Here is a 15,442-nt window from a genome sequence, read left to right on the forward strand (position 1 = left end):
CGCCCTCAACACACTCTGGTGTTCGAGCCGTTGACCCGAGGGCGCGGCTCGGGCCCGGGGCGGGACAGCCACTCCGCTATCGTCCGCGCGATCGGCTGGCCCGTCTCCACCTCCACGAACCCGAACTGCCCCGACTGATTGCACTCCAAGAACCACCAGGTCCCGTCGGAGTCCTCGGCGAAGTCGAAGGCGCCGTAGGACAGTCCGGCCTCCCGCAGGTACGACAGGACGGCCTCCGCGATCCGCGGCGGGACCTCGGCGGGCTCCCACGGCAGGTCGGACGAGGCGAACCGGACGTCCACCTCGTCCGGGTCGGCGTCCACCGCGGTCGCCTTGCGGGCCGCGAGGAGCCGCTCGTCGACCGCGGTCAGCCGGATGTCGGCGCGCTTGGCGACGCGCCGCTGCAGCAGCGTGGGCCCGTACGCGACGGCCGCGAAGTCGGTGTCCGGCGCCACCCGGCTGGTCGGCACCGCCCGGGGCGGGTCCTGCGGGTGCGCCCCGGAGACCGGCTTGACGACCAGGTCCGGGTAGCGGTCCGCGAACTCCCGCGCGGCTTGCGGGAATGTCGTGATCAGGGTGGCCGGCACCGGCAGCCCGCAGCGCTGCGCGAGCCGGAGCTGCCAGGGCTTGTGACGGGCCCGGCGGGCCGCGTCGGGGTGATTCATCCAGCGCGCCTCCGAGCCGCGCAGCATGCCGTACAGGGCCTGTGCGGACTCCTCGGTGAGCCAACTGGACGGCTGGGCCGCCCTGGTGGCGGCGGTACCCGGCCTGCGTACCCAGATCGACCGCAGCCCGCTGATGCTCACGAGGCGGTCCGCGGCCTGGAGATGGCCACGGAACGCCCCGTGCACGTACTCACCGGACAGCGAGACACCGCCGGTGAGATCGGCGGGGTCGAGTCGGATCACGGGAACCCCTGAGGCGTTGAGGTGCACGACCACCATGTCGGCCGTCACATCCTCTTCAGAGGTCAGGATCAGCACGGTCATCGTCGGCGGTTCCGTGTTCAGTCGTCGAAGTGCGTCTTGGACCCCGCGGTGGAGGTGGTCGTCGCGAGTTCTCTCAGGAGTGCGAAGTCGCGGGCCGCGACCCGTCCGTCGAAGAGCACGTTCAACTGCAGGCCGGTGTCGTAGACATATGGAGCTGTGGCCTCCAAGTCCACCGCCGGACGTGCGTAGTTGAGCGCGAACGGTTGCATGGTCTCTCCCTCGTCGGTCTGCGCCGACCCAGCGGTCTCCATCCCCACGGCACCGCTCGGTCCGCCGACTGCCTTGCCCTTCCAGTCACTTATACGAATCGAACGAGTGATTGGTTTCCTTACTCTGAGTAATCAGAGGGACGTTTCGTGACCATTCGGCCTGCCGGGAGAGGTGCGCAGGGTGCGCAGGGCGAGCAGAAGAACGCCGATATCGTCCAAATACACGGGGTCGGGCAACAGGTCGGTCGGTAGGACGAAATACAGGACCGCACCCCAGAAAACCCAACGGGGGCCTGTCGGCAGCCCGGCGCGCCGCAGGTTCCTTCGGGTCCGTACCAGCCGCACCAACAGGACCACGGCCATGGTGAGCACGAGCACCGCGAGCACCACGGCGACGACGATCACCGTTGTGGTCGATTTCACTGGTCCTCCTCCGTCGGCGGGCCGCTCGGCGCGCTCTTCTCCCAGATGCCCCCATCCGGCGTTCGTACGTACTTGACGGGGGATCGGATCCGCCGGGAGCGCGGCGGCGTCATACCGGTGGCTCACCCGAGTGGCACGGTGCGGCGGCGGGACCTAGTAATGGTCACCGTAACGACGTGTTCAGCGCGTCCGAGGCGCGAGAGGCGCCACACCCTCCCATGGAGCAGAGCATGAGCAGTGGCTCTTCATCACCCCAACCGAACGAACACTCCATATCCGAGGCGCACAGCGACCCGGTCGGTGCCCTGGTGCACGCGGCCGTGGCGGACCGCCCTCTTGAGGAGGTCGTGCGCCTGATCACCCTGCTTGAGCAGTCGCCCCAGTACGCGCGGGCCACCGTCGACGCGCTGCGCGCGGTCGGTGTGGACCGGTCCGTGGAGGACGTCACCCGTCTGGTCGTCCTGCTGACCCAACCGCCGCGCGACGCCGACAGCGCCGACGAGGCGATCCGCGCCGCGGCCGAATCGCGTCCCGTGGAGGACGTGACCCGGCTGATGGCGCTGCTGCACCAGTCGCCGCTGGAACCGCACGCCGGCCAGGAGGCGGCCCGCGCCGCCGCCACCGCGCGGCCCGTCGAGGAACTGGTGGAGCTGATCGGCCGGCTCAGCGAGGAACGCGACGCGCGGCCCGCCGCGGTCCCGTTCACCGCACCGCCGGGGGCGCCTGACGGCCCGTACGTGGTCCCCGAGGGCCTCGCGGTGCCGCCGGCCCCCGACGCCCCGCCCGTCGTCGCGGACGGCCGCGCACCACGCCGTATCGCGCGCGGGCCGGCCCGGCGCACCACGCACCTGGCCTGGCCGGGGCTGGTCTCCGCCGCGGCGCTCCTGCTGTGCGCGCTGCTGTGGTTCCCGCTCCACCGCGACGGCGCGTCCCTGCGCGCCTACGGCTTCGCACTGGGCGTGTCGGCCCTGTGCGCGGTCCTGGCCGTCCTGCTGACCCTCCGCCCGTTCGTGGTCCTCATGGCACTGGCGGTGGTGGTACCGGCGGTCCTCGCCGGCGCCCAGCTCTACGGGGGCCGCTTCCACTCGGCCCGCCTCTCTCAGGCCTTGGACCTCACCCTCGCCCCGAACTGGGCAGCGGGCCTGGCCGCCGTCTGTGCAGCCCTGGTCGCTCTCACGGCCCTGGTGGTCCGCCTCGCCTGGCAGCCTCCGCCGCAGATCGAGATGGAACACCGGGCGATGGTCACGACGAGCCGTCCGACGGACTGACGGTCTCTGTTCCGGGCCGGCCGACTGGCTGCGCCGGCTCGCGACGGAGCTCAAGGGCCAGCCGTGGGCTCTGACTTGGGACGGCCGGCGTTGACGGAGTGCCGGCCGAGACCGGCGTCCGGTCGTGGCCCACGGCCGGCGGCCCCTTCCCGCGATGGACTGCGAGGAGGGGCCGCCGGGCGCCGGTTCGCGTCGAGTCGCCACGACGGATCGGCAGCCCCCGGCTCGGGCCGGACCGGTCCCGCAGCCTCAACCCGCCGACGGGTCCGGCCCGTTGCCCTTCTCGGGCCCGTCCGCCGTCCCGCTCTCCTCGCCCGTCCCGTTCTCCGGGGTGGGCTTGGGGCGGCGGGACTTCGCCGTGGTGCGGAAGCGTTCCAGGCCGCGGGTCAGCTGTTGGAACGGGGAAGTGACGGGCGCTTCCGGAGGTTGGGGAACCGGCGTGGCGGGCGCCGCGCCCGACTCGCGGTACGCGGCCAGTGCCTCGTGGGCACGGTCGGCGGCCTCGCGGTACAGGTCCCGGGACTGGGTCATCGCCTCCAGCGCCTCGGAGTACATCGCCACCAGCCTGCGCTCGCGGGCGAGTTCCTCCTCCAGCGTCATCAGCCGCCAGTCCTCCCGCAGCGCGGTGAGGTACGGAGCGGCACCGTCCGGCAGCGGGGGCGGCAACGCCGTGAAGCGGGCCAGGGCGTCGACCAGCTCGATCGGCCGCGAGCCGTCCAGGAAGACGCTGCGTACGGCGAACTCGGCCGCGTCCGCCCCGCGCGGCGGCCGGTGCAGCAAGACCGCCCCGCCGCGCGGGACTTCGACGCCGAACTCCCGCAACGCCCGGTTCACGACCCGCAGTTGCTCCGGGGCGGCCCGGTGCTCCACCACGCGGTGCCGCAGGCTCGGCGGCAGCAACCGGCTCAGCGGCCGCCGGCCGTGCTCGTCGGGCGTCATGGCCTCGTGGACGACGACGTTGAGGGCCCAGCCGCCGTCCACGCAGTCGCGCAGCAGCCGCCGTATCTCCTTGTCCTCCTCCGGCAGGCGGTTGACCTCCCGGAGGCGCAGTCCCCGAGCGGGTTCACGGTCCCAGTCGGCGTCCGGCTCCTCGGGCCAGAACATCGTGGCGGGGGAGGGCCACTCCAGGTCCCAGGGGCGTTCCGCTTCGGCGAGGAGGACCCACTCCTGGCCCTGCTCCGTGGCGGGGGAGAGGCTCAGCCGGGCCCGTACCGTCACCTCCCCGGCGACCCGCCAACGGGCCTCGAAGACGTGTTCCGCCTCCGTCCGGGCCTCGGGCGGCTCCAGATGGTCGTCGATGAGCCCGTCGTTCTTGCGGCGCAGCAGGGTCTGCCGGACGACGGGTTCCGCTTCGGGGCCCGTACTTCGGCCGCGGGCGAGCCAGAGGGTGGTGGGAATCGTGGGCCGGTCTGTGGCGGAGCTGGACATGAGTCCTTGTCGGGGCGGGGGCAGGTGCACCCACCAGTATCGTCCGCGCCGCTCGCGAGGGATCATCCGGGGTCGCGCGCACGGGACCCGCACCCGTGCACTCGGGGTGCGTACGGCGCACTCCAGTTCGCGGCGATTCACTCCTGCCCCGGGCGTCTCCCGGCCGCCACAATGTCCTCCGCGAACAGGGCCCGCCCACCATCCGCTTGGGGCGGGTCCTGTTCGTGCTTCTTGGGGCCTCCGAGCCGCTGGCTTCCTGGTGCCCCGACACACCATCGGCCTCGGCGACTCGATATATATCGGCAGCCGATATATCCTGGCCGCATGGCATCGAAGGGCATGACCACAGCCGCCTTCTTCGTCCTGACCGCACTGGCCGACCAGCCCCGGCACGGCTACGGGATTCTGCGGGAGGTCGACGAACTCTCCGACGGCGCGGTGCAACTGCGCGTCGGCACCCTGTACGGCGTACTCGACCGGCTCACCGCGGACGGACTGATCGTGCTGGACCGGGAGGAGGTGCACGACGGCCGGCTCCGGCGCTACTACCGCCTCACCGACGAGGGTGCGGGGGCTCTGGACGCGGAGGCGGAGCGGATGGCGGCCGGCGCCTCCGCCGCCAAGCAGCGGATCGCCGAGGGGCGCAAGGCCCCCGGAGCCGCCGCGAACCCCACGACCGGACCGGGACTCGCGGGAGGCCTCGCATGACGACGCTGCTCGAAACGCGCTACCGCGCCGTACTGCGCCTGCTCCCCGCCTACTACCGGCGGGCCCGGGAGGAGGAGATGGTCGAGACGTACCTCTGGGACCTCGACCGGGACACCCAGGACCAGAGCCGGCCCACCCTCGGTGAGACGGCGAGCATCGTCGCCCTCGCCGTGCGCAGCCGGCTCGCCGTCTCCGGAGTGCCCCGGCGCTATGCGCTGCTCGGCTCGACCGTCCGGCACTTCGCGCTCTTCGCCGTTCTGCTGCAGGCGATCGCGGCGCTTGTCGACCGGGTTCTCGGGCTGACCTGGGCGTCGACCCACGGCCCGAGCCAGTGGGACATGTTCACGTCGGCCTTCACCGACCAGGGGCTGCTGATCGGCGTGGTCGAGGTCGCCACGTGGACGCTGCCGCTGCTCTGGACGGTCGGCTACTTCGCTCTCGTGCACGACCGCCGGCGCCTCGCCCGTACGGCCGTTCTGCTGGCCGCGCTACCCACGCTCTGGCCGCTCGTCGGCCCGCTGGTCACCGACAGCGTGGTGCTGTCCGAACCGTGGTTCGCCGTCGTCACGGCCCTGTTCGGCTGGCTGTCGGCGCTCGCGCTCTGCGCGGCCTACCACCGGGACGCCCCCGCCGCCGCGCTGCCGGTCGGCTCTCCCGGGCTCGTCTTCGCGGGGTTCGCCGTGGTGACGGGCGCGTCCATCGTCCTGCTGCCGGGCGCCCCCGACACGGCCTGGGCGCCGGCCACTTGCTTCCTCGTCGGCGCCGTCGGCTGGCTGGTGCTGCGCAGCCGTGGCGCGGACCGAGGCCCGGCCGGAGGAGCGGTCGCCCTCGCCGCGCTCGGCCTGCTGCTCCTGGTCGTCCGGGTCGCGGCCCTGTACCCATGGCTCGGCGTCCCGCTGCCCGCGGTGTACCTGGGCGGCGCCCTGGGGCAGGTCGCTGCGCTCACCTTGCTGGTGGCGGTACTTGGTGCCGTCGCCCGGCGCGACCTCGTCAGACGCTGAAGGGCCGTAGCGACGAGGTGTCCCGAACGGCGAGTTGGCTGTCGTTCACCGACGAACAGCCGCGGTGGGCCAGGGAGTTCACTCACCTCGGAGTTCAACTCTCCGACGGAGATCCCCGGCCCACCGAGCGGCAGCGCTTACGCCTCGCTCGCCCTGAGCATGTCCTCGCGCTCGACCAGCTTCACGCGCTCGCGGCCCTGCGGCTCGCCCAGCGCCTTCTCCGCCGCGTCCAGGCGGTACCAGCCGTCCCATGTCGTGTAGCGGACGTTCCGCTCGGCGAGGAAGGACTCGACGGCCTCGGGAGCGGGCGTGGCCGGCTCGTGCAGTCGGCCACCCGCGTAGTCGGCCAGCAGGTTGGACACCGTCTCGTTGGCGTCGCCCTTGGTGTGACCGATCAGACCCACGGGACCGCGCCGGATCCAGCCGGTGACGTACGTCGACTGGAGGTGCTCGCCGCTCTCCTGGATGACCCGGCCGCCCTCGTCCGGAACCGTGCCGGAGTCGATGTCCCAGGGCAGCTTGGGGAGCTTGTCGGAGAGGTAGCCGACCGCACGGTAGATCGCGGTGGTGTCCCAGTCCTTGAACTCGCCGGTGCCCTTGACGTTGCCGGTGCCGTCCAGGGCCGTGCGCTCGGTGCGCAGACCGACGACCCTGCCGTCCTCGCCGAGGATCTCGGTGGGCGACTCGAAGAAGTGCAGGAACAGTTTGTGCGGGCGGTCGCCGACGTCGCGGATCGCCCAGTTCTCCAGGGTCTTGGCGACCATGTCGGCCTGCTTGTTGCCGCGCCGGGTCTCGATCGAGCCCTCGTCGTAGTCGATGTCCTCGGGGTCGACGATGACCTCGATGTTGGGGGAGTGGTCCAGCTCCCGCAGCTCCATCGGGGAGAACTTCGCCTGCGCCGGGCCCCGGCGGCCGAAGACGTGGACCTCCAGCGCCTTGTTCGCCTTGAGGCCCTCGTGGACGTTCGGCGGGATCTCGGTCGGCAGCAGCTCGTCCGCCGTCTTGGCCAGGATGCGGGCCACGTCGAGCGCGACGTTGCCGACGCCGAGGACGGCGACCTTCTCGGCCTCCAGCGGCCAGGTGCGCGGCACGTCCGGGTGACCGTCGTACCAGGAGACGAAGTCGGCGGCGCCGTAGGAACCGTCCAGCTCGACACCCGGTATCGACAGCTCGCGGTCGGCCGTCGCGCCCGTGGAGAAGATCACGGCGTCGTAGAACGCGCGCAGATCGTCCAGGCAGATGTCGGTCGGGTAGTCGACGTTGCCGAAGAGCCGGATCTGCGGCTTGTCGAGCACCTGGTGCAGGGCCGTGATGATGCCCTTGATGCGCGGGTGGTCGGGGGCGACGCCGTAACGGATCAGGCCGAACGGGGCGGGCATCCGCTCGAAGAGGTCGATGGACACGCCGGGCTCGGCTGCCACCTCGGACTTGAGCAGGGCGTCGGCGGCGTAGATCCCGGCGGGGCCGGCTCCGACGATGGCTACCCGCAGGGGGCGCGGCATGATCAGGTTCCCTTCGAGTGAAGATAGATCGACTCGACGGAAGCCTAAGCTAAGGCAAGCCTAAGTCAGTACGCGGGTCCGATCTATGGGCTCATAAGTCAAAGTTATGAGCCAGGATCGGGAACTCGAACGCGGGTATCGGCCAACAGCAGTCGACCATGCCTGCGACCTCGAAAGAAGCCGATGAACCCGAAGGGCGAGCAGTGACCGCCGTGCCGAGCGCAGGAGCCCCGCCTGCCCTCGGCCCGCACGACGGCTCTGTGTCCGAAGTCTCCGACGCGTCCGTCATCGAGCGCTCCTGGGACGAGCCCGACGCGTTCGCGGAGCTCTTCAACCGCTACGCCGACGACATCCACCGGTATGCGGCCAGACGACTGGGCGCCGAGACCGCCGACGACCTGATGGCCGAGACCTTCGTGATCGCCTTCCAGCAGAGACGCCGCTACGACCTCTCGCGCCCTCAAGCACGCCCTTGGTTGTATGGCATCGTCACCAACCTCGTCGGCCAGCACCGGCGTGCCGAAGCCCGTCGGCTCAAGGCCCTCTCCCGGGTCGCCGCCGCCTCCCCGGCGGAGGGCGAACCGCTCGCCGACCGGGTGGCCGCCAGGGTGAGCGCCGAGAGCTCCCGCGCCGAACTCGCGGGCGCCCTCGCGGAGTTGCCCGCCCGCCACCGGGACGTGCTGCTGCTGATCGCCTGGGGCGATCTCGACTACGCGGAGGCCGCCCAGGCGTTGGGCGTGCCGGTCGGAACCGTGCGCTCACGGCTGCACCGGGCCCGGACCAGACTGCGCCACGCGCTGGGCGGTTCGGATCCCACCGCCCTGCACGAGGAGAGCGACGAGATCGACGAGACCGACGAGTCCGAGAAGAACCGGGAGAGCCGTCGTGGATGACCTCACCGCTGTGCGCGAACTGCACGCCGATGTACCCGAGTTGACCGACGAGGCCCGTTCGGCCGCCCGTGTCCGTCTCCAGCGCGCCATCGTCCAGGAGGGCCGCCCGGGCGCCCTGTCCCGCCGGCTGGTGCTCAGGGTCGCCGTCGCCGGGACGGCGGCTGCGGCGGTCGCGGGAGGCGTGGTCGTGGCCACCCGGCGCGACGGGGGCACGAACGCCCCGCGCATGACCACCCTGAGCGCGGCACAACTGCTGCACCGGGCCGCGGACAAGTCCCGGGCCGACGGCACCAATATGCCGATTCCGCGCAACGACCAGTACGTGTACACCAAGACGTACATCACCCGGACCTATGTGAAGAGCGGGCGGACCAAGACCTGGACGGACGAGAGCTGGACGTCCGTGGACGGGTCCAAGCCCTCCAGGCGCGAGCAGTACGGCAAGATCTACGACGATCCGCCGCTGGGCAGGCACGAGGTGATGTGGCCGCCGACCGTGTACGCCGAGTTGGCGAAATGGCCGACGGACCCTGACACGCTGCTGAAATGGTTCCGGGCGCCCAGTCAGGGCTCCGACGACCTGGCGTTCATGAACGCCTGCCAGCTCTTCGTGGTGCCGCGGGTCATGCCGCCCGGCCTTGAGGCCGCCACGTTCGAGGCCGTCGCCAGGATTCCCGGCATCCGGATCGACCGTCAGGCGGTGGACGCCCTCGGGCGCCGGGGCGTCGCCGTGTCGTACCCGAAGATCTATTTCGCCTTCATCTTCGACCCGGAGACCTACGCCTACCTGGGCATGAGCCTGAAAGGGAGTGGCGGGGACTGGAAGGACGGAGACTTCGAGTCCTCCGACTGGTATCGCGAGATGCGTGGTCTGGAGGAGATGGGGGTCGTGGATCGGATCGGCCAACACCCCTAGGGGAGCAGGGGTGTTGGCCGATCCGGGGCACGGTCAGCTGATGTGGAAGCTGTCCCCGTAGACCTTCCAGTCCAGGGGCGTGTTCAGACACAGGTTGTTGTTGCGCAGGAAGACCCGCTGCTCGGTGTCGACCCGGGTGGTGTCGCTGTGGGCCTCCTCCTGCTTCATGGCCCACACCCGCGCGTCCAGGAAGGCGTTGAGGTACGTGACCTCGTTGCCGCCCTGGGCCGGCGGCTTCGCGCTGTTGAGGGCGCGCTTGCGTATGTTGCGGAAGCTGGTGGAGTCGGAGCCGTCGCCGTGCATGACGATGGCGTCGTAGTACGCGAACTGCCCGAGCGTGCCCAGGCCGTCCGTCTTGCCCTGCTGGACGGCCGGGTTGAAGTACACCCGGTCGCGCTCGTCGTTCTGGGCCTGCTGGAAGACGGTGTCCGCCGCGGCCGTGCGCCAGTCCTTGGTGAAGTTCGGGTCCAGACCGGAGTGCGAGTCGGTGCCGTCGACCGAGCGCAGCGCCGGGAGGTACTTGGCGAGCACGTTGCCCGGCTTGCGGGCGGCGTACAGCTCGACGAGGTCGAGCATGTCGCCGGTGCCCGAGCAGAAGCCGATGATGCCGGCCGTGTAGCCGCGGCCGTCGCCGATGTCCTCGATGTACTTGTACTGCGCCTTCCAGTCGAGCGAGGAGTTCTCGGCACTGGAGACGAGCTTCATGGCGATCTCCTTCTTCGCCGCGTTGTCGAGCGGGGTGCAGGCCGCCGCCAGTGACGCGGACGCGGACGCGTGCGCGGGCTTGAGCAGCGGTGCCGCGACGAGCGACGCGCCGAGCACGGCGAGGAGGGTGCGGCGCGAGGTGTGCGTGGAACGGGTCGCGTCGTCCGGGGTGTTCCTCACGAAGGCTCCAAAGGGGAGTGGGGGGTGGGGAGTTGGTCGTGCGTCACACTGATAGGAAGGTTTCCTATCAGAAGAAGCAGACGTGTGACACCCACCGCGTGAAAACTTCGTAGGGAAGAACGAAAAGCCGTTCGGTCAGGGGAGCGGCTGTTCGGTCCAGATGATCTTGCCCGCCGGGGTGTAGCGGGTGCCCCACCGCTCGGACAGCTGGGCCACCAGGAACAGGCCGCGCCCGCCCTCGTCCGTCATCGCCGCGTACCGCAGATGGGGCGAGGTGTTGCTGCTGTCGCAGACCTCGCAGACCAGGGTGCGGTCGAACAGCATCCGGACCCGGATGGGCTCGCCGCCGTAGCGGATCGCGTTGGTGACCAGTTCGCTCAGGATGAGCTCGGTGGTGAACGCCAGCTCGTCCAGGCCCCATCCGGCCAGCCGGCGCGTGACGTTGGACCGCACCTCGCCGACCGCGGCCGGGTCGGACGGCACGTCCCACTCGGCTATCCGGTCGGCGGGCAGCGCGCGGGTGCGGGCGACCAGCAGGGCGATGTCGTCGCCGGGCTTGGCCGGCAGCCGTGCGTCGAGCACGACCCGGCAGGTGTCCTCGGGCGTGGGACCGGACTGTTCCAGTGCCTCGCGCAACTGGTCGAGGCCCTCGTCGATGTCGTGCTCGCGGTCCTCCACGAGCCCGTCGGTGTACAGCACGAGGCGGCTGCCTTCCGGCAGTTGGAGATCGGCCGTCTCGAACGGCAGCCCGCCCAGACCCAGCGGCGGACCGGCCGGCACCTCGGGGAACTCGACCCCGCCGTCCGGCCGGATCAGCGCGGGCGGGGGATGCCCGGCGCGGGCGACCGTGCAGGTGCGGGACACCGGGTCGTAGATCGCGTACAGACAGGTGGCCCCGATGACCGGTGCGCTGCCGTCCTCGGGCGTCTCGTCCTGGTCTATCCGGCCGACCATCTCGTCCAGCAGGGACAGGAGTTCGTCGGGCGGCAGGTCGAGGGCGGAGAAGTTGTGGACCGCCGTACGCAGCCGTCCCATCGTGGCCGCTGCGTGCAGCCCGTGCCCGACGACATCGCCCACCACGAGGGCGACCCGGGCGCCCGACAGGGGCAGTACGTCGAACCAGTCGCCGCCGACGCCCGCCTGGGCCGGCAGATAGCGGGTGGCGATGTCCAGGGCCGTCTGCTCGGGCAGCGTGCGGGGGAGCAGGCTGCGCTGGAGGGTGACGGCCATGCTGTGTTCGCGGGTGTAGCGGCGGGCGTTGTCGATGGAGACGGCCGCGCGGGTCACCAGCTCCTCGGCGAGGGCCAGTTCGTCCGCGTCGAACGGCTCGGGCTTCTGCGAGCGCCAGAAACTCACCACGCCGAGCACCATCGCCCCGGCCCGCAGCGGCACGGTGATCAGCGAGTGGATGCCGTACTCGACCACCTGCGCGGCCCGCTCCAGATCCTGCTCGTGCCAGCCCGCCGCCCGCGCCAGGTCCGGCTCCAGCACGGCCTGGCCCGAGCGGAGGCTGCGGGACTGCGGTGCGGTGGCCACGTACCGGATCTCCTGCTGGAGGGGGTACAGCGGCGCGTCCTTGCGGATGCCGCTGAGCGCGGTCCGGCGCACCGGGGTCACCGCCTCCGGCTGGCCGCCGCTGAGGACGGCGTCGAAGAGGTCGACCGTCGCGTAGTCCGCGAACCGGGGGACGGCGAGCTCCGCCAGCTCCTGGGCGGTGCGGGTGACGTCCAGGCTCGTCCCGATGCCCACTCCGGCGTCGTACAGCATGTTCAGGCGCTCGCGGGCCGCCTCCGCGCGGCCGGACAGGGCGCGCAGCTCCGTCGAGTCGCGGAGTGTGGCGACCCAGCCGGGCGGGCCGCCCTTGACGTCGGTGGTCCGCTGGTTCACGGCGAGCAGGCGGTCCTTGACCAGGTGCACCTCGTCGGTGGCGACCCGGCCGGAGGCGAGCAGGTCGGCGGTGTCGGGCGGCAGGCCGAGGTCGAGGGCGGATTTGCCGTCGGCGTCCGCCGGCAGGTCGAGCAGCCGGTGCGCCTCGTCGTTGGCGAGCAGCAGCAGGCCCTCACCGCTGAAGATGATCACGCCCTCCCGTACGGAGTGCAGGACCGCGTCGTGGTGCTCGTACATCCGGGTCATCTCGTGCGGACCCAGACCGTGCGTCTGGATCAGCAGCCGTCTGCTCACCAGGGCCGTGCCGCCCGTGGACAGGATGAGGGCCGCGGCGGCGGCCAGCAGGACCAGGGGCAGTTGGCGGTCGGCGGCGCCGCCCACGTTCTCGGTGGTGATGCCGGCCGACACCAGGCCGACGACCTTGCCGCCGGGTGCCTCGATCGGTACCACCGCCTGCACGAGGCGGCCGATCGTCCCGTCGACCTCCTCGGTCACGGTCCGCCCGGCCAGCGCGGGCGCCAGCGTCCCGACGAACTTCTTGCCGATGCGGTCCGGCTTCGGGTGCGTGTAGCGGATGCCGTCCGTGTTCATGACGACGATGAAGTCCACGCCGGTCGCCTTGCGGGCCGCCTCCGCGCGCGGCTGCAGGATCGCCGTGGGGTCGGGAGTGCTGAGCGCCTCACGGGTGCCGGGCGCGTTGGCGAAGGACTCGGCGACGGCCACCGAGCGGTTGCGGGCCTCCTGGGTGCTGTCGTGCCGCACCTGCAGCACCAGCGCCACCACGGCCGCGACCACCAGCAGCAGCACGATCGCGATCTGGAGGAGGAAGACCTGTCCGGCGACGCTGCGCCCGTTCAGCGCCGACCGCAGTCCCGAGAGCCGCTCGCGACCGGCCCGGTCCGCGGGCGTCATGCGCCGGGCAGGGGTGTGCCGGGTGCGCGTGGGGCCAGCCCGGTGGGTCGACCGGGTCTGGGAACGACCCAGAAGTCGGACCATGTGCCCATGTCTACACTGCCGCGCCGCGCGAGGCGAGAGGCGTCACAGAGGGTGACAGGGCGCGCCCTGCTTCCTGTGTGCCCGCTGTGCGCCGTGGGGTCGGCGGGGCCCGCTGCGTGCGTCAACGCCGGTCGCCACGGCGGGTCGCGAGCAGCAGGGCGATGTCGTCGGGGCGGTCGGCGGTGTGCCGGGCCGCGGCGGTGAGGCGTTCGGCGACGCCGGCCAGTGAGCGGGCGCCGGCGCGCGCGGCCGAGGTGCCGGCCTTGGCCAGCGCCACCCGCAGGGCCGTGATGCCGTCGTCGATGTCGACGCCGGGCCGCTCGACCAGGCCGTCGGTGTACAGCGCGAGGATGGCGCCGGGCTCGACCTCCAGCTCCGCCACCGGGTAGTGGGCCTGCGGGTCGACCCCGAGCACGACCCCGCCGGGCAGGTCCACCACCTCGGTGTGACCGTCGGGGCGACGCAGCAGCGGCGGCGGATGCCCCGCCCGGGCCGCCAGCGCACGGCCGGAGGACGGGTCGAGCCGGATGTAGCAGCAGCTCGCGAACTGGCCGGGATCGAGGTCGATGAGCAGATGGTTCGTGCCGCTCAGCACCTCGTCCGGCGGCCGGTCGCCGAGCGCGAACGCCCGTACCGCGGTGCGCAGTTGACCCATCGTGGCCGCCGCCTGCACCCCGTGCCCCTGCACGTCGCCGATGACCAGGGCGAGCCCGTCCCCGGCCTCGACGACGTCGTACCAGTCCCCGCCGACCTCCATGCCCTGGGTGCCGGGCAGATAGCGGCCGCTGGTCTCCACGTCCGGGTGGACCGACAGCTTGCGCGGCAGGAGCGCCTGCTGGAGGCCACGGGCGAGGGCGGCCTCGCTCTCGTAGCGCTGGGCCTTCTCCATGGCGTGCGCGATCAGTCCGGCGAGTGCGGTGAGGACCGTGCGTTCCTCGGTGCTGAAACTGCGCGACCGGTCGAAGCCGAGGATGCAGGAGCCGACCGGGCGCCCGGAGGCGATCAGGGGCAGGAAGGCGCGCGCTCCCTCGGCCGCGTCCAGCGCGATCCCGGGGTAGGCGGCCGACAGCTGCTGCATCGAGTCGAAGAAGAGCGGCCGGCCACTGGTCAGCGTCTCGACACCGGGCAGCCGGGCGTCCAGCCCGACCCCCTCGAAGGGGGCGAGGAACCCCTTGGGGAAGCCGGACTCCCAGGACAGGTACAGATGCCGGTCCTGGAGGAGGTAGAGGGCGAGCCGACCGCCGCCGAACGCCGGCAGCAACTCCCGCATGACCACGGCCGACACCTGCCGTGCCGTGACCGCCTCGGTGAGCGCGATGGCCAGGACGATGGGCCGGTACAGCGGCGCAAGCGACGGCATGCCGGCCTGCTCCGCCCCGGCCGGTTCCGTCTCGGCCGCCGTGCTCGCCATCCGGTTCGCGGGACGGAACGTGCAGGTCAGCATGGACGCGCCGGCATGCACGGAGACATCGAGCCAGGCGCTTTCGTACGAGGTGGTCGCGCCGTCCGTGTCCTCGCGGCCCCGGTCGTCGGCGGGGCGCTCGACGTGGAAGCGGACCGGGTCCGGGGAGAGCAGGGCGCTGCGCAGATGGTCCTCGCAGGCGGGCTGGTTCAGCCAGGGCACGGCCTCCCAGAGCGGTCGGCCCAGGAGTTCGCCCTGCGCGCGGTGCAGCAGGTGTCCGGCGCGTGGATTGGCGTAGTGGATCAGGCCGAGCCGGTCCAGGCCCAGCACGCCCTCGGGCAGCAGGTCGGCGGCTGCGTCGGCGGCCGGTTCTGGTCCGGGTTCGACGACCAGGCCCCGGACGGGACGAAGGTCCGAGGGGGCGCCGGGGGCGGCCGAGTACGGGTTCCAGAGCTCGACCAGCCGGAGCGGGCCGGACTTGGGCTGGGTGTAGAGGGGCAGGGTCGGCGGCCTGCCCGCCGCCGTGTCCTGGAGCGCGGCCGTGATCCGCTCGGCGTCGGCTCCGGCCACCGCGTCCGCGAGCGCCGCCGCCGAGGCGGAGATCTCGTCCTTCGCCCCGCCCAGCAGCCCCGGCAGCCGCTCGTCCACGGTCACGACGTCCGCCACCGGGTCCCAGGCGAAGGCCCCGGCCCGTCCCGCCGGCCGGTTCGCGCCCGGCGGACGGATGCAGACCGGCTCGCCGTCCCAGGCGACCGCCGGGCCGCCCTCGACATCGAGACCCCGCAGATCCTCGCCCAGCTCCTCGGCCAGGCCCACCATGCGGTCGCGGTGGCGCAGCAGCTCGGTGGCGTCGGTGGCGGAGGGCCGCAGCACGGTCAGGACGCCGAAGGTGGTCGCGCCCGCCGTGATGGGCACGTACAGCGAGCCGAACTGGA

The 15,442-nt window shown here is 71.9% G+C and carries 13 protein-coding genes; 5 read left to right on the forward strand and 8 right to left on the reverse strand.

Annotated features, from left to right (window positions below):
- Positions 1-5 precede the first annotated feature (5 nt).
- The 3 genes from tgmB to ACWDR3_RS17490 all read right to left on the reverse strand — a co-directional run bounded on the left by tgmB (position 6) and on the right by ACWDR3_RS17490 (position 1,621).
- Positions 6-989: an ATP-grasp ribosomal peptide maturase gene (gene tgmB / locus ACWDR3_RS17480; protein WP_450353364.1), complete on the reverse strand. Its 984-nt coding sequence runs from the start codon at positions 987-989 to the stop codon at positions 6-8.
- Positions 990-1,006: 17 nt separating this feature from the next.
- Positions 1,007-1,198 (reverse strand): putative ATP-grasp-modified RiPP, encoded by a 192-nt coding sequence (gene tgmA, locus ACWDR3_RS17485; RefSeq protein ID WP_123996126.1) that lies wholly within the window; start codon positions 1,196-1,198, stop codon positions 1,007-1,009.
- Positions 1,199-1,330: 132 nt separating this feature from the next.
- Positions 1,331-1,621 (reverse strand): DUF1232 domain-containing protein, encoded by a 291-nt coding sequence (locus tag ACWDR3_RS17490; RefSeq protein ID WP_450353365.1) that lies wholly within the window; start codon positions 1,619-1,621, stop codon positions 1,331-1,333.
- Positions 1,622-1,851: 230 nt separating this feature from the next.
- On the opposite strand from ACWDR3_RS17490, the gene ACWDR3_RS17495 reads away from it, so the two are divergent.
- Positions 1,852-2,889, forward strand: a complete 1,038-nt coding sequence (locus tag ACWDR3_RS17495; RefSeq protein ID WP_450353366.1) for a hypothetical protein — start codon at positions 1,852-1,854, stop codon at positions 2,887-2,889.
- A gap of 249 nt (positions 2,890-3,138) precedes the next feature.
- Here the strand turns inward: ACWDR3_RS17495 and ACWDR3_RS17500 are convergent, their stop codons facing one another.
- Entirely contained in the window at positions 3,139-4,317 is a 1,179-nt protein-coding gene (locus tag ACWDR3_RS17500; protein ID WP_450353367.1) for a hypothetical protein, read from the reverse strand.
- 339 nt (positions 4,318-4,656) lie between these two features.
- Between ACWDR3_RS17500 and ACWDR3_RS17505 the strand changes: the two genes are divergently transcribed.
- Together ACWDR3_RS17505 and ACWDR3_RS17510 are read left to right on the forward strand one after the other, a co-directional pair.
- Positions 4,657-5,025: a PadR family transcriptional regulator gene (locus tag ACWDR3_RS17505; RefSeq protein WP_401715566.1), complete on the forward strand. Its 369-nt coding sequence runs from the start codon at positions 4,657-4,659 to the stop codon at positions 5,023-5,025.
- Positions 5,022-6,026: a hypothetical protein gene (locus tag ACWDR3_RS17510; RefSeq protein ID WP_450353368.1), complete on the forward strand. Its 1,005-nt coding sequence runs from the start codon at positions 5,022-5,024 to the stop codon at positions 6,024-6,026. The genes ACWDR3_RS17505 and ACWDR3_RS17510 overlap by 4 nt, the downstream gene beginning before the upstream one ends.
- A 137-nt stretch (positions 6,027-6,163) precedes the next feature.
- Here ACWDR3_RS17510 and ACWDR3_RS17515 read toward each other — a convergent pair whose 3' ends face one another.
- Positions 6,164-7,528, reverse strand: a complete 1,365-nt coding sequence (locus ACWDR3_RS17515; RefSeq protein WP_450353369.1) for an FAD-dependent oxidoreductase — start codon at positions 7,526-7,528, stop codon at positions 6,164-6,166.
- 260 nt (positions 7,529-7,788) lie between these two features.
- Between ACWDR3_RS17515 and ACWDR3_RS17520 the strand changes: the two genes are divergently transcribed.
- On the forward strand, positions 7,789-8,421 hold the full coding sequence (locus ACWDR3_RS17520) for an RNA polymerase sigma factor (protein WP_450353370.1): 633 nt from the start codon (positions 7,789-7,791) through the stop codon (positions 8,419-8,421).
- Entirely contained in the window at positions 8,414-9,337 is a 924-nt protein-coding gene (locus ACWDR3_RS17525) for a CU044_5270 family protein (protein ID WP_450353371.1), read from the forward strand. The genes ACWDR3_RS17520 and ACWDR3_RS17525 overlap by 8 nt, the downstream gene beginning before the upstream one ends.
- Before the next feature lie 33 nt (positions 9,338-9,370).
- Here the strand turns inward: ACWDR3_RS17525 and ACWDR3_RS17530 are convergent, their stop codons facing one another.
- The 3 genes from ACWDR3_RS17530 to ACWDR3_RS17540 form a co-directional block, all read right to left on the reverse strand.
- Complete coding sequence (locus tag ACWDR3_RS17530; RefSeq protein WP_450353372.1) at positions 9,371-10,222, reverse strand: chitosanase; 852 nt, start codon at positions 10,220-10,222, stop codon at positions 9,371-9,373.
- A 135-nt stretch (positions 10,223-10,357) separates the two neighbouring features.
- Positions 10,358-13,021 (reverse strand): SpoIIE family protein phosphatase, encoded by a 2,664-nt coding sequence (locus tag ACWDR3_RS17535; protein WP_450353373.1) that lies wholly within the window; start codon positions 13,019-13,021, stop codon positions 10,358-10,360.
- Between the two features lie 205 nt (positions 13,022-13,226).
- A partial coding sequence (locus ACWDR3_RS17540) for a SpoIIE family protein phosphatase (RefSeq protein ID WP_450353374.1) occupies positions 13,227-15,442 on the reverse strand: 2,216 nt, incomplete at its 5' end.

The sequence above is a fragment of the Streptomyces sp. NPDC001002 genome (assembly GCF_053599215.1).

What these genes read in the sequence shown, in the direction of transcription:
- ACWDR3_RS17510 (WP_450353368.1), top strand. Translation starts at nt 5,022, where the DNA reads ATGACGACGCTGCTCGAAACGCGCTACCGCGCCGTACTGCGCCTGCTC.
- ACWDR3_RS17495 (WP_450353366.1), top strand. Translation starts at nt 1,852, where the DNA reads ATGAGCAGTGGCTCTTCATCACCCCAACCGAACGAACACTCCATATCC.
- tgmA (WP_123996126.1), bottom strand. Translation starts at nt 1,198, where the DNA reads ATGCAACCGTTCGCGCTCAACTACGCACGTCCGGCGGTGGACTTGGAG.
- ACWDR3_RS17500 (WP_450353367.1), bottom strand. Translation starts at nt 4,317, where the DNA reads ATGTCCAGCTCCGCCACAGACCGGCCCACGATTCCCACCACCCTCTGG.
- ACWDR3_RS17505 (WP_401715566.1), top strand. Translation starts at nt 4,657, where the DNA reads ATGACCACAGCCGCCTTCTTCGTCCTGACCGCACTGGCCGACCAGCCC.
- ACWDR3_RS17535 (WP_450353373.1), bottom strand. Translation starts at nt 13,021, where the DNA reads ATGACGCCCGCGGACCGGGCCGGTCGCGAGCGGCTCTCGGGACTGCGG.
- tgmB (WP_450353364.1), bottom strand. Translation starts at nt 989, where the DNA reads ATGACCGTGCTGATCCTGACCTCTGAAGAGGATGTGACGGCCGACATG.
- ACWDR3_RS17515 (WP_450353369.1), bottom strand. Translation starts at nt 7,528, where the DNA reads ATGCCGCGCCCCCTGCGGGTAGCCATCGTCGGAGCCGGCCCCGCCGGG.